Origin of the sequence: Bacteroides sp. GM023, from assembly GCF_014750685.1 — a bacterium.
GTDB lineage: Bacteria > Bacteroidota > Bacteroidia > Bacteroidales > Bacteroidaceae > Bacteroides.
The window spans coordinates 1-19,406 of record NZ_JAAXGE010000025.1 but is presented as its reverse complement, the minus strand read 5'-3'; the positions used below and the strand labels follow the sequence as shown (position 1 = coordinate 19,406).

At 51.1% G+C, this 19,406-nt stretch carries 14 protein-coding genes; 4 read left to right on the top strand and 10 right to left on the bottom strand.

Features of this window, described 5'->3' with window-relative positions:
• Nucleotides 1-597: 597 nt before the first annotated feature.
• From HC965_RS25945 to HC965_RS25920, 6 genes are all read right to left on the bottom strand, one after another.
• A complete protein-coding gene (locus HC965_RS25945) occupies nt 598-6,414 on the bottom strand; it encodes an N-6 DNA methylase (RefSeq protein ID WP_004291462.1) in 5,817 nt (1,938 codons plus the stop codon).
• Nucleotides 6,404-6,856: a DUF1896 domain-containing protein gene (locus tag HC965_RS25940; protein WP_004304266.1), complete on the bottom strand. Its 453-nt coding sequence runs from the start codon at nt 6,854-6,856 to the stop codon at nt 6,404-6,406. Before HC965_RS25940 ends, HC965_RS25945 begins: the two co-directional genes overlap by 11 nt.
• Nucleotides 6,857-7,018: 162 nt before the next feature.
• Nucleotides 7,019-9,106 carry a type IA DNA topoisomerase gene (gene topB / locus HC965_RS25935; RefSeq protein ID WP_004291456.1) on the bottom strand — a complete coding sequence of 696 codons (2,088 nt, stop codon included), beginning with the start codon at nt 9,104-9,106 and terminating at the stop codon, nt 7,019-7,021.
• 60 nt (nt 9,107-9,166) lie between these two features.
• Nucleotides 9,167-10,738: a DUF3945 domain-containing protein gene (locus tag HC965_RS25930; RefSeq protein ID WP_004291455.1), complete on the bottom strand. Its 1,572-nt coding sequence runs from the start codon at nt 10,736-10,738 to the stop codon at nt 9,167-9,169.
• A 20-nt stretch (nt 10,739-10,758) separates the two neighbouring features.
• On the bottom strand, nt 10,759-11,109 hold the full coding sequence (locus HC965_RS25925; protein WP_004291454.1) for a helix-turn-helix domain-containing protein: 351 nt from the start codon (nt 11,107-11,109) through the stop codon (nt 10,759-10,761).
• A gap of 3 nt (nt 11,110-11,112) precedes the next feature.
• Nucleotides 11,113-11,475, bottom strand: coding sequence for a helix-turn-helix domain-containing protein (locus HC965_RS25920; RefSeq protein WP_004304264.1), 363 nt, complete (start codon nt 11,473-11,475; stop codon nt 11,113-11,115).
• Nucleotides 11,476-11,676: 201 nt separating this feature from the next.
• Here HC965_RS25920 and HC965_RS25915 point away from each other — a divergent pair, with 201 nt between their 5' ends.
• A complete protein-coding gene (locus HC965_RS25915) occupies nt 11,677-11,976 on the top strand; it encodes a helix-turn-helix domain-containing protein (protein ID WP_004291426.1) in 300 nt (99 codons plus the stop codon).
• Nucleotides 11,977-12,007: 31 nt separating this feature from the next.
• Nucleotides 12,008-12,313 (top strand): helix-turn-helix domain-containing protein, encoded by a 306-nt coding sequence (locus tag HC965_RS25910; RefSeq protein ID WP_004291424.1) that lies wholly within the window; start codon nt 12,008-12,010, stop codon nt 12,311-12,313.
• Between the two features lie 77 nt (nt 12,314-12,390).
• On the opposite strand, the gene HC965_RS25905 is transcribed toward HC965_RS25910, so the two are convergent.
• The 4 genes from HC965_RS25905 to HC965_RS25890 form a co-directional block, all read right to left on the bottom strand.
• Nucleotides 12,391-12,753, bottom strand: a complete 363-nt coding sequence (locus tag HC965_RS25905; RefSeq protein WP_004291423.1) for a hypothetical protein — start codon at nt 12,751-12,753, stop codon at nt 12,391-12,393.
• 11 nt (nt 12,754-12,764) lie between these two features.
• Nucleotides 12,765-14,000 carry a site-specific integrase gene (locus HC965_RS25900; protein ID WP_004291422.1) on the bottom strand — a complete coding sequence of 412 codons (1,236 nt, stop codon included), beginning with the start codon at nt 13,998-14,000 and terminating at the stop codon, nt 12,765-12,767.
• 535 nt (nt 14,001-14,535) lie between these two features.
• Nucleotides 14,536-15,435, bottom strand: a complete 900-nt coding sequence (locus HC965_RS25895; RefSeq protein ID WP_191034163.1) for a DMT family transporter — start codon at nt 15,433-15,435, stop codon at nt 14,536-14,538.
• A gap of 3 nt (nt 15,436-15,438) precedes the next feature.
• Nucleotides 15,439-16,668: an MFS transporter gene (locus HC965_RS25890; protein WP_191034162.1), complete on the bottom strand. Its 1,230-nt coding sequence runs from the start codon at nt 16,666-16,668 to the stop codon at nt 15,439-15,441.
• 239 nt (nt 16,669-16,907) lie between these two features.
• On the opposite strand from HC965_RS25890, the gene HC965_RS25885 reads away from it, so the two are divergent.
• Together HC965_RS25885 and glsA are read left to right on the top strand one after the other, a co-directional pair.
• Nucleotides 16,908-18,353, top strand: a complete 1,446-nt coding sequence (locus tag HC965_RS25885) for a glutamate decarboxylase (RefSeq protein ID WP_191034161.1) — start codon at nt 16,908-16,910, stop codon at nt 18,351-18,353.
• Between the two features lie 8 nt (nt 18,354-18,361).
• Nucleotides 18,362-19,327: a glutaminase A gene (glsA, locus tag HC965_RS25880; protein ID WP_191034160.1), complete on the top strand. Its 966-nt coding sequence runs from the start codon at nt 18,362-18,364 to the stop codon at nt 19,325-19,327.
• The last annotated feature ends 79 nt before the right edge of the window (nt 19,328-19,406 follow it).

Here is a 19,406-nt window from a genome sequence, read left to right as displayed (position 1 = left end):
CCTCGTAGCATATGAGAACTACAGGATTACTAACTCGTATTAATATGTATATTATTACTGCCGCATAACGATTACAAAATTACACAAAAAAATATATCTAACAAAAGTGGGAGGATTTTTTAACTTTTTACCATAGACATTTTATTAGGGAAGCGTAGGTTCAACTGGCAAGTACAAATAAGTAGAAATGTTTGAACAACACCGTTTTAGGAAGTTGAAAAATCAAGTTTCTCTCTCGGTATAGCGTTTATTTTGGCCAATATCTTCTTTAGTTTAGCATTTGTGTATTTCCCATTCGTGTTCTATTTAGCTCCTTATTATGAGTATGTAGCAAGTTACTTATCAAATTCAGCCTCTTTGAGGGTCAAATATGGTTTTGCAAATGGTGACTGACAAGACATAAACAAGGTCAGCAGGAATTTTTTACATAAATGGACATGAATGTATATAACCTAAAATAAGAATAAATTTTAATAAGGGCTGCCCAAAAAGAAAAAAATGCAGTTGCCATCCTATAGATACTTGCAGAAAGGATAAAATTTACTTTTAGACCTTTTGGGATAGCCCTTATTAATACTTCAGATAAAATTCCTTAGGTTATATTTTCAATCCTTTGGACCGGGTTTCCTCCTTGGCATACAGTCCCGGACGCCCGATTATGACATGGTTGGCAACGATACTATCCGCCGGACTGCGTATCTGCGGCGGTGCATTTTCGGGATATTGCGCCTGCCTGTTCCTCACATCTTCCGCTTCCGGCTTGAGCTGTTGCCCTTCATTCTCCTTTTCTGCGACTTCGGGCGTGGGTGGCGCAAGCTCCAGCTGAATTTTTCGGTCAAGGGCGGCAAGTTCGGACTTCAACTGCTTCAGCTCGTCCTCCTTCTTCCACACCTTACCCGCTATCTCCTGTAACTGCGGTATCTCCATCTCCAGCACCTCGTTCTTCGCCTTGTACTGGTCGATGATGGAGGGTATCCTCTCCATCGCGTTGAGGAAGTTGCGGGCGGCGGCCAACGGGTCAGCCATCGCCAGATGCCCGTTGTTGTAGGTGTACTTGTAGTTCCCCTCGACCACGAAGCGGTTGTCGGTGAACTCCAATCCCTCTTTGAGTATCCTTTCGCTCACCACCTTTATCGGAAAACCGTAAAGTTCACCGACCTGCGTGTACAACCCTCCGGTCGTGGCATTCTTGGCTATCTCCTGCAAACGCTTTCCGATGACCTTCTCATCGGCGGAATCCACTCCGTCCACCTTTATTATATTAAGGCGGTTGCCCTCCTTGTCGGTCTGCACCACCGACAGGAAGCGGTTCCAGTCCTCCGTCATGGCATCTATGAAAGCCGTGTTGTTGCGCAACTCGCCGGTCTTTGACTCCAGCTTGAACTCCGAATCACGCTTGCCCTTGTTGAACGACTTGCGTTCCCCTTCGAGCGATGCGATCCGCTTTTCCAGTTTCGCCTTGTCCAACAGGTCGGTATTGCCGGAGAGCAACGCCATGTATTCCGAGAAATTCATGCCCGATTTTTCGTCCATTGCCCCCTCGTCGATGGTACGCGCACCCATCGCACCGCTTTTGAGCTGGCTTATGAAAGTCTGCTTGCAGTGCAGGAGGTTGAACTTGTAGCTGTCCAGTGACTTCTCCACCGCGTAGATGATTACATCCACGTTGTTCCCGGCGAAATGTTTGGCAATCTCATTACCTGCCCTAACTCCGCGTCCGTCACGCTGTTGCAAGTCGGACGGTCGCCACGGCGTATCGAGATGATGGATAGCCACACACCGTTTCTGGGCGTTCACACCCGTTCCGAGCATAGAGGTAGAGCCGAACAGCACACGCACCGTCCCGGCGTTCATGGCGTCTATCACCGCCTTCCGCGCCTTGTCGGTCTTGCACTCCTGAATGAAGCGCACCTCGCTTGGCGGTATACCGTAGTCCTCCGTCAGTTTGCGCTTGATTTCCGAATAGACGTTCCACCCGTCGCCCGGCTGGTATGTCCCCAAATCAGAGAAAACGAACTGCGTGCCTTTCTGGGCGTCGTATTTTTGATAATACTCCGCGATCATCTTGGCACAGTGACTCGCTTTGTTGTCGGGATGATCTTCGTAATTCGGGTCTATCATGCGCATGTCGAGTGCCATTTTCCGGGCATAGTCCGTGGCGATGAGCATCTTCGCCTTTTCTTCCGTTTCCGAAAGCGGCAGCCTGCCCAACAAGGTGGCATCGCCCGTCTTGGCGAACTGCATCAGTTTCTGTATGAAGTCCTCCTGTTCCGGCGTGGGCGGTATATGGTGCAGTATCTCGTTCTTGGCAGGACGGTCAACGCCCACATCCTCCGCCGTGCGGTAGTCCGTGATTTCATTATAGAAGGCGGCAAGCTCCGGCACTTTGATGAAGTAGCGGAAACGCTCCTTCTGGACCACATTGTTCGTCACGTTAAATTCAAAATCCGTCGTCTTCTTGGCAAATATCGCCGCCCAAGCGTCGAAACACCTTATGTCCTGCCGTTCCAGCTCCTTCGGGCGCAGGTACTTGAACAGCAGGTACAATTCAGTCAGTGAGTTGCTGATAGTCGTGCCGGAGAGGAAGGTCGCACCCAAGTCTTTTCCTGTGCGCTCCTGTATGGTGCGTATGGCAAAGAGCATGTTAAGTGCCTTCTGGCTTCCCTCGCTGTTTCCCAATCCCGCCACACGGTCGTGGCGCGTGTTGAAAGTCAGATTCTTGAACTGGTGGCTCTCATCTATGAAGATGTGGTCGATGCCCATCTGCTTGAAATCCACCACGTCGTCCGTGCGTGACTTTATGGCGTGTTCCACCTTCTCCAGCTTCGCTTCAAGGTTGTGCTTGCGCTTCTCCAATCCTTTCAGCATCGCCCGCGACACGTTCTTTCCCTGCTGCCGTAGCACTTCGAGGTTTTCCTCCACCGTGTCAAGCTCTGCTTGCAGGATGCGCTGCTGCAATTCCGGCGACTGCGGTATCTTGCCGAACTGGTCGTGCGACATGATGACGCAATCGTAGTCGTTGTTCTTTATATTATTGAAGAAGCGCACACGGTTGGCGGTCGAAAAGTCCTTCTCCGAAGCGTACAGAATACGTGCGTTGGGATATGCCGCCTGATAGGTGGCTGCAATCTCCGCAACGTTGGCTTTCAGCCCGATAATCATCGGCTTGTGTGCCAAATTCAGACGCTTCATCTCATGCGCGGCGATGCACATTATCAGCGTCTTACCGGTTCCCACCTCGTGGTCGCAAATTCCGCCGCCGTTCTGTTTCAACATCCAGACGCAATCCATCTGTGAGGGATAGACGCTCTTGATACCCCGGCTTGCCAGCCCTTTCAGGTTGAGGTCGGGAAAGGTCTGATGGGAGCCGTCGTAGCGCGGGCGCACGAAACAGTTGAACTTGCGGTTATACATCGTCACAAGCCGCTCCTTGAACTGCGGCGACTGCTCTTCGAGCCATTCGGAGAAGCCGTTTCGTATCTCGTCAATCTTGGCGTTGGCGAGTTGTATTCCCTCGCTGTCGCGCATCTTGATGTCGTTGCCATGCTCGTCCTTGCCGATGGACTTCATCATGTCAGGGCAGGTGTTGTGCAGGGCGTGTTTTAGGAGGTGCATACCGTCATAGTTCCGGTAATACCCCTTCACCAGAAACTCGTCCGTGATTTTCATGGTGCGGTAGCCGCACACCACCGAAAACTCGTCCATGCTTGCGGAATAGGCGATTTTCACCTCCGTGTCGAACAGCCGGCTCATGTAGGCGGCATAGACACCCGTCGGAATCCAGCGTTCCCCGAAATTGAAGTCCAGATCCTCGAAGGCGATGCGCTGCGGCTCGGCATCTTTCAGAGCCTCCAACGCCTGCTTCACCTCCGGCATACGCTCATTTTCGGGATTGTCACCCATCCATGCCTCTATGCGTTCCGCTTTCTCTATGACATTTCCGGCGATGAAACGGTCTTTGATTTCGTAACCGGTCACGAGCGGATTGTAGTAGATGCGCCCTTGCAGGGCAGTGAGCAAATCCTCCGCCGTGCTGTCGGTTATCTCCCGCATATAGTCGAGATTGACCGTACCATATTTGTTGAGCGACGCAGACAGGGCTTCTTCGGGAGAGCCTACGTTGGCATGGCTCTCCACCGCGAAGGAAACAGGATGCTCGAAGATGTCCGCCTTGACGAACTTTCCGTTTTCCATCCGTTCCAGCGAAAGGATGTCGCGCCCGCCCGCATCCATCATCACTAACTTCACGTTCTGCTTGGCGTTGAGGTTGCCGTAGCGCATGACAAACTCATCGTAACAGGTATTCAGATGCTCTCGCCACGGAACATTTGCCTCGCGCCGGAGCGATTCATAACGGTACAGACGCTCGTAGGCGTCACGCAGCGACACATACAACAACGCCTTTTCCTTCTGGTATCCTTTCAGGTCGAGCGGCTGGAATGTCGCCCCGTATGGCGTGATGTCTTTCAGGTAGCCGATGTTATGACGCCCCCGGTCAGCCACCAGCGACCCTTCGCGCAGGTGCATCTCCGGCGTGCGGTGGTAGGCACGCGGAGAAAGGTCCACGACTTCCTCCTTCGGCTTTTCCGCTTCGATGTCGGGGAAAAGGAAAGTCCCCACCGCTTCCGATGGGGTATCTGTAACGGCAGGTGCGGCGACTGCCTCCGGCTGTGTTTCCTCCTGTCGTGGCTGCTCACGGGAAGTTTCCGGCACGGCTTTCACTTCCGTCTTTTCCGCCACTTGTTTCTCGTTATGCTGCCTTGCCAGTTCCCGAAGTTCTTTCCTACGCTCCGGCGTCAAACCCATCATCATTTCATAGAAACCGTTGATGGGAGGATTGGTATCCCAGTCCAGTGTGGCATAGATGTCGTCCGGGTCGGCAGGCTTGGCGGTGTTCTCCGCTTTCACCTCCTTATTCTCCATTGCGGGTTTTGCAGTTGGAGCTGTCGGTGTAACCGTGACTTTCGGTTTGGGCGGAGTGGACTTTGCCGTAACTGCCTTTTTCACCGTCTTTTTCTTTTTGGAGGTTTTCGGTTGGCTGACCTCTTCCGTCATCCCCCAGAGGTCAAGCAGGGTGAGCTGCACGCCTGCGGAATATTGCGGGCGCGGTTCTATCTCCGGCTTTTCATCTGCGGGTTGCGGCTTTTCTGTCGGAGTTTCCACCGTCTGCGCCGAGGATACTGTTTCCAATTTTATGGCAGGACGCTCTACTTTATTTTGAACGGCAACTTTTTCTTCCGTTCCTGCCTGCCGGATTGAACCCGAATACAAGCGCATGGCAAGCCTGTAATGGAAATCCTCGTCGAGCATACGGCGCAAATCCCCGGCGATGCCTGCTGCCTTGCCCTCGTGCAGATAAACCATAGCGGGCTTCCCGTAGGGGTCTGTGTCAAGTTTCGCCATCGTATGCACGATGCGTTCCGGGTGGTGGATGAAATAGGCGTTGTCGGTCAGGGCGGTTTTCGTGTCCGTCTGTATCACGGTCATCAGCCGCTCGTCCTGCGACATTTCCTTCTTGCTGAGGTTCTTTTGCAGGACAATCAGGTCACTGCCCACCTCCGTGCCCGCGTTGTCCGTGAACAGGTTGTTGGGCAGGCGTATCGCGGATACCAGATTGGCCTGACTGAACAGCTCGTTACGCACGGAGGTCTTGGTGCTATTCAATACCCCTTGCGAGGTGATGAACGCCACGATACCGCCGTCACGCACGGCATCCAGTCCTTTGAGAAAGAAATAGTTGTGGATGGTTTTCTGGGCGGAGCGTCTGCCGAAAGAGTCGCTCCGCTGAAACTCCGCGTCGAACACGGCAATGTCACCGAACGGAATGTTGGACACCGCCAAGTCGAAATAATTGTTGAACGGTCTTTCGATTTTCTCAAAACCGCAGGTGCGCATTTTCTGGTCGGGATAGAGATGCCTCAAGATTGTACCCGTGAGCAGATCCTTCTCGAAAGCCATCACATCCGCATTGGGGCTGTGCCGCAGCATGGAATCCACGAACACGCCGACACCTGCCGACGGTTCGAGCATACGGGCGGGGCGGACGCTGTAATCTGCCAGCACGTCCGCGATGGTGTCGGTTATCTCTTTGGGGGTGTAGAAAGCGGTCAGCACGGACGCTTTCAGCGAATCCACAAACCGCTTGTACTCTGTTTCGTCCTTGCTGTTCTCACGGATAAGCCTGTGCAGCTCCACCGTCGGGGCGAACAGTTCGAGGTCGGATTTCGCCCACCGGACGGCATCCGTCAGTTCCTTTGCAGGGTTGAGGATACATTTCAGACCGCCGAAACCGCAGTACCTTTGAAGTATGGCACGCTCTTCGGTTGTCGCTGTCCTATTTTCCCTGTCAAGGATGAATGCCGTCCGTATCGCCTCGATGTTGTCCCGCAGTTTCTGTTTGCGGTTAAACGCCATATTCGTCTAAGTAAAGGACGGTTGCTCCCGTCAGCTCCGTGTAGAGCAGGTCGTAATCGGAAGACAGGGCGAAATTGTCATCCGAGAGGTCATAGACGGAGAACACGTTGCCGACAAGCGGCAGCAGTTTCAGGACAAAGGCTTCACGCTTCTCTTCCGGCACTTCATCGGCAAACTCGTTTTCCACGACTTCGCGGAGGATGGCGTAACGGGAATAATGCAGCCCGCGCAGCAGCGTGTCCATCGCCAGTTCCTGCGCACCATCGGCGGGATAGCCTTCAAGCCGTGCCCTCTCATACGTTTCGGCGGCACGGTCGGCCCGTTCCCGTATGAAAGCGGTGTCGTCAGCCTGTTCAAACTTGTTCGTGCGGAGATAGTCCAGCAGGTACAGACCGTAATAGGAAAAGTCGGTCTGACCCTCGTTTTTCTTCTTGTTGTTCATTACTTTGGATTTAGCGGATTGATAATTAACGGGATAATCGGTTGGAAAAAGGAAGAAAAAGGCACTCGGTATCCCTCCGAGTGCCACCACTAAATCCAAAGTATGAGTGTAATCCGGTATCGAAGAACAATTCATTACTCTGAACAAGTGGCAAAGTTAATACTATTTCTTCCGTCCTGAAAATTTCTTGTCCTTTTTAGCCTCCGGGAACACAAAAGTCGTGTTATATTCCCCGTCAAAGGCGACAACAGCATCGAAACTCTTGCCCTGTTTGCTCTTGAACCCTTTGAGCAGCTTGGTATGCCCTTCGGTGAGCAGGTCTTTGATTTCATCGTCGGACAGGGTGCGTCCCGCTTTCAGCCGGAACACGGGCAGTCCGCACTCCGTGTTGTCGCAGCGTACCACCTTGCCGTAGAACCGCATCCTGCCCGTGCCACACTTGGGACACGCGCAGCCGGAGTCACGGCTGCCGAAGAGCTTGTCGCACGAGATCAGTTCGGAGGTTATCTCACGTGTGTACGCCTCTATCTCCTTGCGGAAGGTGTCGTCGGACAGTTCCCCGCGCTCGATACGCGCCAGCTCCTTTTCCCATTCGCCCGTCATGGCAACATCGGCGATGCGCATCGTCTTGACGACGGAATTGAGGGCAAGTCCTTTTTCGGTGGGAACAAGCGACTTCTTGCAGCGTTCCATGTAACCGCGCTTGAAAAGCGTTTCGATGATGGAGGCGCGTGTGGCGGGAGTACCGATGCCACAGTCCTTCATCGCCTGCCGCAGTGCGTCGTCCTCAATTTCCTTGCCCGCCGTTTCCATTGCCGAGAGCAGGGTGGCTTCGGTATGCAGCGGCTTGGGTTTGGTCTTTCCTTCGGTAATGGACGAGCCTTTCGGTGTCAGCGTGTCGCCTTCCTGCCAGCCGGGGATGGTAATTTCCTCTTTTTCCTCGCCATAGACGGCACGCCATCCGGTTTGCTTCACGACGCTGCCTTTTACGGTAAACTCCACTCCGGCACATTCCGCCGTGACAGTGGTCACATCCTTGACGCATTTCTCAGAGAATGCCTCGACCATGCGCCCGGCAATCATCTGATAGATGGTATTGTCCTCTTTGGAGAGGAAGAGCGGTTTCTCACCCGTGACGAGCAGGGCATGGTGGTCTGTCACCTTGCCGTCGTCCACGCTGCGGCGTGTCGGGGCGGCTTTTGCCCGCACCTTGTCTTTCCATTCGGGCTGTGTGCCGATGAAAGCGAGCAGTTTGGGAATTTCGGCAAACACGTCTTCGGGGATGTAGCGGCTTCCCGTTCTCGGATAGGTTATCAACTTCTTTTCGTAGAGTTTCTGCGCGATTTCAAGCGTCTGTTCCGCCGTGAAGCCGTGCTTGGCGTTGGCTTCTTTCTGGAGCGTGGTCAGGTCGTAGAGCAAGGGAGTTTCCTCCGTCTTCTCCTTGCGCTCGGCTTTCGTGACAGTGGCGCAACCTGCCGCCTTTACCTTATTATATAGTTCCATCGCCGGTTCTTTCTCTTTCCATTTCTCGGAGGATGAGAATTTCACGACTTCGCCGTCGCAACCGTCCGTTGCGATATGGAGCTGCCAGAATGCTTCGGACGTAAAGCGGCGGTTCTCCCAGTAGCGTTCACATACCATAGCCAACGTTGGTGTCTGCACCCGCCCCACGGAATACGTGCCGTGTCCGGCGGCGATGGATAACGCCTGTGTGCCGTTGATGCCCACGAGCCAGTCGGATTCGCTCCGCGCTTTGGCGGCGAGGTAGAGGTTGTCGTATTTGCTGCCGTCTTCGAGTTTCCGCAGTCCCTCGCGGATAGCTTTGTCGGTGAGAGAGCTGATCCACAGGCGCACGAAAGGAGTGGTGCAACCCGTATAGTGGTAGAGGTAGCGGAAGATAAGCTCTCCCTCGCGTCCGGCATCGGTCGCCACGATGATATGTTCGCTTGTGTCGAACAGTCTTTTGATGACTTTTATCTGCGACACCACGCCGCTGTCGGGCTTGTAACCTTTCTCCGTCCTGACCTGACGGGGGACGAGCGTGAATGTGTCGGGAATAATCGGGAGGTTGTCACGGACAAATCCGCGCACGCCGTAGCCGTCGGGCATGGCAAGCTGAACGAGGTGTCCGAATGCCCATGTCACGGCATAACCGCCTCCCTCGAAATATCCTTCCTCTCTCTTTGTCGCGCCCACGATGCGGGCGATTTCACGTGCCACGGAGGGCTTTTCTGCAATGATTGTCTTCATGTCTTCTTCTTTTTTGTTGATACTTTGGATTTTATTTTGGATTCAGTGGCGGACACGGGATTACATTTTCATGCCCTTGCCCGTTTTCTTCTGCGGCTTCTCCTGCTGCTGTTGCTGGCGGGCGTCCTTCGGGTTGGTCTGACCTTTCTGCAACGGCTCTCTCAGATTCTTTGTAGCCTCGTTGGTCTTGCCATCGTTGTTCACCGCCACCTGCGTGCGGCTCTCGTTGGACGGAGCAACCTGCTGTGCATTGTCAGGGTTCGTGTCGTAGCGGTACGGGCGTCCCTTCTCCGGGTTGAACTTGATATACATCGTGGCATGGAAGCCCTGCTTGTCGGTCACGTTCTCCAGCTTCACGGCTTTACCCGCCACATAGTCGGCTTTCTGCTGGTCGGTGAAGCTCACGCCGCTCCATTTGCTGATGGGGCGGATGCTGCCGTCCTCGTTCGTCCACGTGTTGCGGCGTTGCTCCTTCTTGGTCTGTGCGGCATTTTCCCCGCCCTGCGCCTGACTTTTCGATGTGTCGCCTTTGGTTTCCTGTGTCTGTGCGGTACGGGGCGACTTGCCGGTTCCCGGCACGAACTCCACGCCGCGCTGCTCCACGTTCACTTGCAGGGTGGTGACGAACTTTCTGCCGTCGTTGCGCTCGATGAGCTTGTCGCGTACGGGCAGTCCGGCGCGGAGCATGTCCCGCTCCTGCGTGGTGATTTCCGTCTTGCCGATGCGCTCCGGGATGCGCACCCTGCTTGCCGGAATGTCCGTGATTTCATTCGTCTTGCGGTCGATGCTGATGTAGGAGGGGATGATCTCGCCCGTTTCCCTGTCCACAATGTCCACGACCCTACCGAGATTGCCCGTTTCGCGGAGGTTCTTCCGGTCATTGTCGGAGAATTTGTGTTCCTTGTACTCATCCAGCTTCTGCTCCTTGCGGATGAAGTGCGGCACGAGGCTGATGTTTCCCTCACCGTCCTTCTTGAAGGAGAGGCGGGCGTCCAGCTCGAATGATTCGCCGCCGAAGGTCGGTTTGACCTTTACCAAGTCGGACTTGCCATAGTTGAGCATCTTCGTAAGGTCGCCGGACTTTTCAAGGTTGTCCCGCTTTACGCCCCATCTGTCCTCCAGCTCCTGCCAGTTGATTTTACTCTCGTCGATGGGCTGGTAGCCACGTTTGCCCTGCATCTGTTCGGATTTGTCCTGTTGCTGTTCTTTCCGTTGTTCCATGTTCTCCTGTTTTTGAGGTTCTTGTTTCTCTGTCTGTTGTGCTGCCATCTCTTCCTGCACCTTCTTCTCATAGTCGGAGGTGTCCACCTTGTGAGGGGCGAGCAGCTCCTTGTTCGCTTCGGGGTCTTTCAGCAGTTGCTTCATCACCTCTAAGAGATTTTCAGCTTGGTCTGCCGCAATGCGGTAGAAACCGAAGCGGCTGGGTTCCTTGCACTGCCGGAAGAAGTTCTTGAAGAAGTTGTCCAGCACGTCGCCATGTCGGTCGAATTGCAGGAAACTCTGCGCGTTCTCCGCTTTTGCGGGGGTGCGCTTGGGTGTGCCGTCCGCGTTCAGCCCGGCTACCACGCTGATCTCGCCTGTCTTCTCGTCACGGACTACCAGCACGTCCTTTTCGTCTTTTTTCTTTGCCATCTGAAAAATGTTTTAATGGGTTATTTATGAAAGAAATTATGGATACGAGCCTTGTAGAAGGCTATATCTTCCTTTTTGAAGTCCTTGATATGGTTGGAAAGGAATGTCAGCACGTCCTCCTCGCTGTAATAGGTCTTCTTGCCCAGCGTCTTGTAGGGCAATGCGCCTACGCTGCGGTAGCGTTGGAGGGTGCGTTTGCTTATCTGGAGCAACATGCACAAATCCTGATTGTCGAAAAGGCGGATGCTTTCCGTGATAGTGGGCTGTTTCCCCTCAGCCTTCATCGCCAGCAGCAGTTCGTCCTGACGGTCGAGCCGTTCCATCAGCTTCTGCATCCAGCCCTCGAAGTTGTTTCGTGTGAGCAGTTCCATGACCTATGTCCTCCTTCCTTTTGGTTTGCCGCCCGTGCGCAGCGTGTGGTTGTGGAACAGGGTGTCTATTGTCCCTTCCTCGTTCCTTACTGTGTTGTCCTCCAATAGCCGCAGTATCTCGGAAAGGCGGTAGCGGCAGCTTCCGCGTACCACCACATACTCGATACGGTGGTCGGTGCGCATACGCTGCATGGTGCGCTTGCTCACGTTGAGCATCTTCGCCGCCTGTGCCGTGTCAAGCAGCTTGTCTTCGGTTTCCCGCTTCCGTTTCTTCTCGTCCCTTGCCTCGCGGATGTACCCTGCGATGTTCGCAATCTGCGCCATCATCTCCTTGTAGGCGGAACTTTCCATTGTTATCACTTTCATGTTCAGTCCTTTCTTTTTGTTTCTGCGACAAAATTCGGCAATAAACAAAAGGGGCTTTAACAACTCACTACGTGACTCACGTAAGATTTTTGCGGAAGATGGCTCCGTAACCCGGTCAAACGGCGCAACAGGCAGCCTTTCAGCGGAAAACGATACGTCTTGTATGCCGTTTCGTTACCTTTGCGGCAAACTCTAAATGACATGAATATGGAAATAGTATCTATCGAGAAAAAGACTTTCGAGATGATGGTGGCGGCATTCGGCGCACTCTCGGAGAAGGTCGCCGCCCTGAGGCGCAAAAGCGACACGGGGCGCATGGAAAGATGGCTCACGGGCGAGGAGGTCTGCGGGCAGTTGAGAATAAGCCCGCGCACGTTGCAGACGCTGCGTGACAGGCGGCTTATCGGCTACTCGCAGATAAACCGCAGGTTCTATTACAAGCCAGAGGAGGTGAAGCGGCTGATACCGCTTGTCGGCACGCTCTATCCGCACGGCAGATGATTTGATTTATTCACCCACTGAATCCGAAGTTATGATGAACGAGAACAACGATGTTTTTACGATGGAAGACGAGCCGATAGCCTCTGTGGTGCAGGATATGCGCAAAGGCTCGAAATGGCTGTCCGCATTTCTGGAAAGCTACCGTCCTCCGCTGGACGGGGAACGTTACCTGACGGACGGCGAGGTGTCGGAACTGCTCCGTGTGAGCCGGCGCACCTTGCAGGAATACCGCAACAACCGCGTGTTGCCCTTCATACTTTTGGGAGGGAAGGTGCTTTACCCGGAAACGGGGCTGCGCGGGGTACTGGAAGCGAACTACCGCAAGCCGCTGGAGTGAGGCGGTTTCATGAAAAAGTAAACGGGTGACACCTTTTGTGGTGCTACCCGTTTACTTGTCTTATGGGGTATGTGCAATCAGCAATACCCGGCTTTTCCGTTCTGTATGAACATCACGTATGTCTGCCGTTTCTCTTGTGAGAGTGCCTTTCCCACCAGCCATGTGCGGAACAGGTGGGTGTTGTAGGTATTCACCCTGAAAGCGACCGGGATGATGATTTCAAGGGCGTACACGTCCGCGTGCAGCCCGTTTTCAAGCTGCATGTAGCGGCACACCTCGTAGTCGTTCAGCACGTCCGACTTGCGGACGGCTCTGATGGCGGCGTTCACTGCCGGGACGGTCGTATGGAACAATCCGGCTATTTCGGTGGCGGTCATCCACACGTCGTTACCGGTTACGCTGACTGCCTTGTCCTCGATGATGATTGTGTCACGTTTCATGGCTTTTCTTTTTAGATGGTGCAACCTGCAAATTCCTCGACGCCGTTCAATCTTGCGGCAAGGTTCTCCATGTCCTGATTGAGCTTCTCTTTGGTTATCTTTGCGTAAATCTGCGTCGTCTTTATGCTCTTGTGTCCGAGCATGGAGCTGACCGTTTCGATGGGAACACCGTTGGAGAGGAATATCGTCGTGGCTGCCGTGTGGCGGCTCTGATGCCACGTGATATGCTTGGTGATGCCGCAACGCTTGGCGACGGCACGGATACCGGCAAGGCACGTGTTATAATGCGGAACGGGAAATATCCTGCCGTCCCCGCACAGTCCCCGGTATTTGCCGATTATGCGGTTGGCGATGTCGAGCAGGCGGATGTTGGACACCACGCCCGTTTTCTGGCGGTTGATGTTTATCCACTCGTGTTCGTCGAAGTAGGTGCGGATATTCTCTTCCGTAAGGTTGCGCATATCCGCGAACGACAGCCCCGTGAAGGCGCAGAACAGGTAGAGGTCGCGGTACAATTCCTGTTTGGCGTTTTTCAGTTTCCCCTCCATCAGCAGGCGGATCTCATCTTTGGTCAGGAAACTGCGTGTTGTTTCCTCCTTCTTGATTTCATACTCGCGGAACGGGTCGCGCGTCAGCCACTCGTTGTTGATGGCGATGAATACCATCGTCCGTAACGGGCAGACGTACAGCCACACGGTATTGGTGCAGCAGTGCTTGTCCGTGCGCAGGAACATCTCGAAGTCGGAGATGAAAGCCGGGGTAAGCTCTTTTAGGGCGATGTCCTTCACATGGTAGCGGATGTCGAGGAACTCTTGCATGTGCTTGTAAACGGTGCGGTACTTCAGCAGCGTGCCTTTGGCTTTCATGCCTGCCTCCACCTGCTTCTCGTAGTCCTCGTTGTGCTGGCGGAACACCTGCATCAGCGTGTGGTAGCGGTGTTCCAGTCCGAGAAAGGCGTTCTTCACCTTCTCCGCCGTGACGAAGTTGTCACGCTCCATGATTTCCTGATAATGCCTGTTGATGCGTACCCGCATCTTGTCAAGCATACGGTTCGTTTCGAGTGCCGCCGTGCTTCTGCCCGTGACACGTCCACCTTTGGTGTCCCACAGTTTCGGATCGACAGTCAGTTTGCAGCTGAACTGTGTCTGGCTGCCGTCCACCGTGATGCGTCCCATGACGGGAACTGTCCCGTCCTTTTTCACTACCTGACGCTTGAGGTAGTAGATTACTGAAAATGTACTCTTCATTGTCCTTAATTTTTGGGTTTCAAAATTAGTTGGTGAAGAGTCCGGTGTTGGTACGCAAAACGGGGAGGAACGGCGCAATCTTTTTCCGTAACCTGATTTTTCGCATGAGTTATGGATAACTCACTATTCCTTAGAGCCTTGTTTCGCTATTCGTACCCGTTTGTCGCATTTTCGGGCATGGTTACGAACAAGTAACGTAGCGGCGTCAGGATTTGGCTTCGGCAGGGATTGTAATGGCTTCACGGATTATCGCCACTTCAACCAAAACCCTTGTAACTCAATTCTATCACTATATCTTTCCGCATTTCACTTTTTTGTAGTAACTTTGCACTATCGATTAACATGCTCTAAGATAAACATTTTAGAGCAAATTAAAAAGTCCGAGCTTGGGAAAGTTCGGACTTTTACATAAAAAAGGGAGGGTACCCTTTTCGGACACCCTCTTTTTTTGTTTCATGCTTTGAAACACTTTGTTTCCCGGTGTGAAACAGGTTGTTCCTCGGTGAGAAACACTTTGTTCCACACCGGGAAACATTTACCCCTCCTTGCTTTCGGCAACTTCCACCAGATAGACTCCGATACAGATAAAAATGATGGCAAACGTTTGCGTCCAACTGAAACGGTCCTGCCCTAAGATAAGAGAAGCGACAGTCGCCACAATCAGAATCAGATAACCATAAATGGCTACCACCGTTGTCTTGAGATATTTCAATCCGACAGGGAGTAACATATAACTTATGGTAGTCGGGAAAATCAGCACAAACATCAGGATAAGGAAAGGCGTCCAATGGAACGGCATGGAGAATACCGCAGCATCGAAGCCGGTAATCATTGTCACTATAATAGCAGATACGGCGGCACCGGAAAATGTATATCGCAACATGGTCATTGCCCCGATAGAAGTAAGAATACGATGACTCAAAATCAGGTAGACAGCATAGACGACAGAACTAACCAGGCAGAGCATATTTCCCATAAAAGCATCGGACGCCAAATCATCACTTTGCTGTGTCAGAATACAGACCAACGCTCCGACCAGTCCGATAGAGATACCAATCACCTTTTTTGCTGTTGCCTTCTCCTTATGAAGGAAAATCATAATAAGGAAAACCCAAATAGGCTGAAGGCTGGTGAAGATAGAACTGGAGACAGGAGTGGTCTTACTCAACCCCGCCAAATAAAGAAACATAAAGCCATAAAGCCCAAAAGCCCCTAGCAGGAAAAGTAACCATTTGTCCTTAGTCGATGATTTCTCCGGCGGCATGAACCATCCGATGATCCAAAAAGCCGCCGCCGCAAATGTACAACGGAGTGTCGCCCCTGTCAGCGGACTCATCCACAAAGGCAGAAGATACTTCAGGGCATTCATATTTAAACCGCTAAAAACTTTCGAGACGGCCATGCTCAGATTGGCCTCTAGTTTCTTATTCTTCATTTTTTATTTCAATTGATCATTAAACAAAAAGGTATTACGCCGCAGGTAAGCCCAGAAAAACGTTACAATAGTAATCAGCAGATTAAATATGAAAGGAAATTCCTGTGACTGGGTGTGGAATATCCACTGGAAAAAGTCGATAATGAAAGGATAAAGCAAAATAGCCAGGTAATTCATCATCATCACAAACGCCAGTGCCAAAGTGGTCTTTTCCGGTAATGCGGTATGAGTGGTCTTATCATAAAGCATAGGCTGAATGACACCGTATCCCAAACCGACAAGGATACATCCCGGAATAATAAGCCATTCGATTGGAGCTATCCAAATCAATAATAATCCTAAAGCCATGGATAGCAAGCTATATGCCTTTGTCCGTTCTTTCAATACCGCCACAATCTTATCCAGGCCAAATCCCGGGGCCATAATCGCCAGGAAGAAAAGTGAAATCATCAACCCAGAATCACCACTGGAAAAATGATGTTTTTCCATCAAAAAAGGCAGATTGAATATGACAGCCAATACAATGTAAGTCGCCACTCCATAAAAAAGCATTAATTGCAACAGGTGCTTGGTATGGATGCCGTACTTACTTCCGCCGGTATCAATAACAGATTGAGCCGGCGTTGAATCGCCGCTATCGTTTGCAGCGGGTTCCGTCCCCGGCTGGTTTGTCTTTAAATGTCCGACCAACAGGATAGAAATCAGCGGAAGAAGATAGACTAAGAAAGGCAGATGCCAACTGACTTCCGCGAGATAGCCTGTCACAGCAGTGGCTATCACCAATGTGAAATTAGTGATAGCGGAACTTAACCCGAATTGTTTCACACGGTAAGTACCCACGAAATAACGGGAAACCAATCCGGTAGATAAAGGGATAATAAGTCCCGAACCGATGCCGAGCAGAGCACTTACCACGATTAATTGCCACATTTTATTAGATATCAGATATAAAATGCCGCTTGCTGCAAAAAGCCAGAGTCCTATTTTCAGGATACGGACATAATCGACCTTCTCCGTCAGTTTACCACCTAATAATATAAAAGGAATAATAAGCAACGATGGCAGTGAAGTCAACATCTGTATATCCAAATCCGTCGCTTTCGGAAATATCTTGGTAAGATCGCCCAATATGGGTGAAACGGCCAGTCCCGGCAGTGAGGTCAATGCCGAAATAGACCAGATGGCAATTAAAGTTATAAGAGGAATTGTCCCCCGTCCAGTCTGTATTCTCATATGCTTATTCGTTAAAAGTTTAGGTTTGAAGAAAACAATACTCTCCGTATAAAGTTCAAAGCGTGCAATTTACGGTCTTATATTTTCTCAATCACGCCCATGCAATGAGAATAATCCGCCCCCTTAATAAACGCCAAATAATGTAAAACCCGAAAACTTTCAAAACAATCTGCTGTTGTTGTGGGAAATTCGACGGGGAAACACCCCATCGCCCTAAACCTTTAAAAAATATATTAAGTATGGAAGATTTAAATTTCAGAAAAGGTGATGCTAAGACAGAAGCATTTGGTTCAGACAGAATGTTACAACCCTCTCCGGTAGAGAAGATTCCTGATGGACCTACAACTCCTGAAGTTGCCTATCAAATGGTAAAAGACGAAACATTCGCTCAGACTCAACCCCGTTTGAACCTGGCTACTTTCGTTACTACCTACATGGATGACTACGCTACCAAGCTGATGAACGAAGCCATCAACATCAACTACATTGATGAGACAGAGTATCCGCGTATCGCAGTGATGAACGGTAAATGTATCAACATCGTTGCCAACTTGTGGAACTCTCCAGAAAAAGATACTTGGAAAACCGGAGCATTGGCTATTGGTTCTTCCGAAGCATGTATGTTGGGTGGTGTAGCCGCTTGGTTGCGCTGGCGCAAGAAAAGAAAAGCTCAAGGCAAACCGTTTGATAAACCAAACTTTGTTATTTCTACTGGTTTCCAGGTTGTTTGGGAAAAGTTCGCTCAGTTGTGGCAGATTGAAATGCGTGAAGTGCCTTTGACTCTTGACAAGACCACACTCGACCCCGAAGAAGCTTTGAAGATGTGTGACGAAAACACAATCTGTATCGTACCTATCCAGGGTGTTACATGGACAGGACTGAACGATGATGTCGAAGCATTGGACAAAGCACTGGATGCTTACAACGCTAAGACAGGTTATGACATTCCTATCCACGTAGATGCCGCAAGTGGTGGTTTCATCCTTCCTTTCCTTTATCCGGAAAAGAAATGGGACTTCCGTTTGAAATGGGTACTTTCTATCAGTGTATCCGGTCATAAGTTCGGTCTGGTATATCCGGGACTTGGTTGGGTTTGTTGGAAAGGCAAAGAATATCTGCCGGAAGAAATGTCGTTCAGCGTAAATTATCTGGGTGCTAACATTACTCAGGTAGGTTTGAACTTCTCTCGTCCTGCCGCTCAAATCCTCGGACAATATTACCAATTCATCCGTTTAGGATTCCAGGGTTACAAGGAAGTGCAGTACAACTCATTGCAGATTGCCAAGTATCTCCATGATGAAATCGCCAAGATGGTTCCGTTCGTCAACTACGCTGAAGATGTTGTGAACCCATTGTTCATCTGGTACTTGAAACCGGAATACGCAAAATCTGCTAAATGGACTTTGTATGACTTGCAAGACAAGCTGTCTCAACACGGTTGGATGGTTCCTGCCTATACATTACCTGCAAAATTGGATGACTATGTAGTAATGCGTATTGTTGTTCGCCAGGGATTCAGCCGTGATATGGCAGATATGTTGCTGGGCGACATCAACAATGCAATTACAGAACTAGAAAAATTGGAATATCCTACTCCTACCCGTATGGCACAGGAAAAGAACCTTCCGGTAGAAGCCAAGATGTTCAATCACGGTGGCCGTCGTCACAAAACAATTAAAAAATAAAATGATCTATGGATAAAAAAGTAACACTCGCTCAATTGAAAGAAGTGGTACAAGAGGCATACGATCAGGTAAAGACCAATACAGGAGGCAAGAATGCCGACTATATCCCTTACCTGGCAAATGTCAACAAAGATCTCTTTGGAATCAGTGTCTGCCTGCTCAACGGGCAGACCATCCATGTGGGAGATACTGACTACCGCTTCGGTATAGAATCTGTATCCAAAGTGCATACGGCTATTCTTGCATTGCGTCAATATGGCGCCAAGGAAATCTTGGACAAGATCGGAGCCGACGCAACAGGTTTGCCTTTCAACTCAATCATAGCTATCCTTTTAGAGAACGATCATCCGTCCACTCCGCTGGTAAATGCCGGTGCCATCTCTGCTTGCAGTATGGTAAAACCTATCGGTGATTCCGCCAAGAAATGGGACGCTATCGTAGGAAACGTAACCGACTTGTGCGGCAGCGCTCCCCAGTTGATTGACGAATTGTACAAATCCGAATCGGATACGAACTTCAACAACCGTTCTATCGCCTGGTTGCTGAAGAATTATAACCGTATCTATGACGACCCGGATATGTCACTCGACCTTTATACCCGTCAGTGCTCACTGGGAGTTACTGCATTGCAACTTTCCATTGCAGCCGGAACAATCGCCAACGGCGGTGTGAACCCTGTGACCAAGAAAGAAGTGTTCGATGCCAGCCTGGCTCCTAAAATCACAGCCATGATTGCCGCAGTAGGTTTCTACGAACATACCGGCGACTGGATGTACACTTCCGGTATCCCTGCAAAAACAGGTGTAGGCGGTGGCGTGATGGGTATATTACCCGGACAGTTCGGTATCGCTGCATTCGCTCCTCCTTTGGATGGATCGGGTAACTCTGTCAAAGCACAGTTGTCTATCCAGTACATCATGAACAAGTTGGGATTGAATATATTCGGTCACGATCATATCACTATTGTCGACTAAAAGACTCTTTTGAAAAAAATCGAGTAGGAGGAAAATAAAAGTAGTTTTCTTCCTACTTTCATTTTCCGACCTCTCACAC

Coding starts and splice junctions, on each gene's coding strand:
- HC965_RS25905 (WP_004291423.1), bottom strand. CDS start 12,753: ATGAAACGTGACACAATCATCATCGAGGACAAGGCAGTCAGCGTAACC.
- HC965_RS25940 (WP_004304266.1), bottom strand. CDS start 6,856: ATGAACAACAAGAAGAAAAACGAGGGTCAGACCGACTTTTCCTATTAC.
- HC965_RS25900 (WP_004291422.1), bottom strand. CDS start 14,000: ATGAAGAGTACATTTTCAGTAATCTACTACCTCAAGCGTCAGGTAGTG.
- topB (WP_004291456.1), bottom strand. CDS start 9,106: ATGAAGACAATCATTGCAGAAAAGCCCTCCGTGGCACGTGAAATCGCC.
- HC965_RS25890 (WP_191034162.1), bottom strand. CDS start 16,668: ATGAGAATACAGACTGGACGGGGGACAATTCCTCTTATAACTTTAATT.
- HC965_RS25895 (WP_191034163.1), bottom strand. CDS start 15,435: ATGAAGAATAAGAAACTAGAGGCCAATCTGAGCATGGCCGTCTCGAAA.
- HC965_RS25945 (WP_004291462.1), bottom strand. CDS start 6,414: ATGGCGTTTAACCGCAAACAGAAACTGCGGGACAACATCGAGGCGATA.
- HC965_RS25920 (WP_004304264.1), bottom strand. CDS start 11,475: ATGAAAGTGATAACAATGGAAAGTTCCGCCTACAAGGAGATGATGGCG.
- HC965_RS25915 (WP_004291426.1), top strand. CDS start 11,677: ATGAATATGGAAATAGTATCTATCGAGAAAAAGACTTTCGAGATGATG.
- HC965_RS25910 (WP_004291424.1), top strand. CDS start 12,008: ATGATGAACGAGAACAACGATGTTTTTACGATGGAAGACGAGCCGATA.
- HC965_RS25885 (WP_191034161.1), top strand. CDS start 16,908: ATGGAAGATTTAAATTTCAGAAAAGGTGATGCTAAGACAGAAGCATTT.
- HC965_RS25930 (WP_004291455.1), bottom strand. CDS start 10,738: ATGGCAAAGAAAAAAGACGAAAAGGACGTGCTGGTAGTCCGTGACGAG.
- HC965_RS25925 (WP_004291454.1), bottom strand. CDS start 11,109: ATGGAACTGCTCACACGAAACAACTTCGAGGGCTGGATGCAGAAGCTG.
- glsA (WP_191034160.1), top strand. CDS start 18,362: ATGGATAAAAAAGTAACACTCGCTCAATTGAAAGAAGTGGTACAAGAG.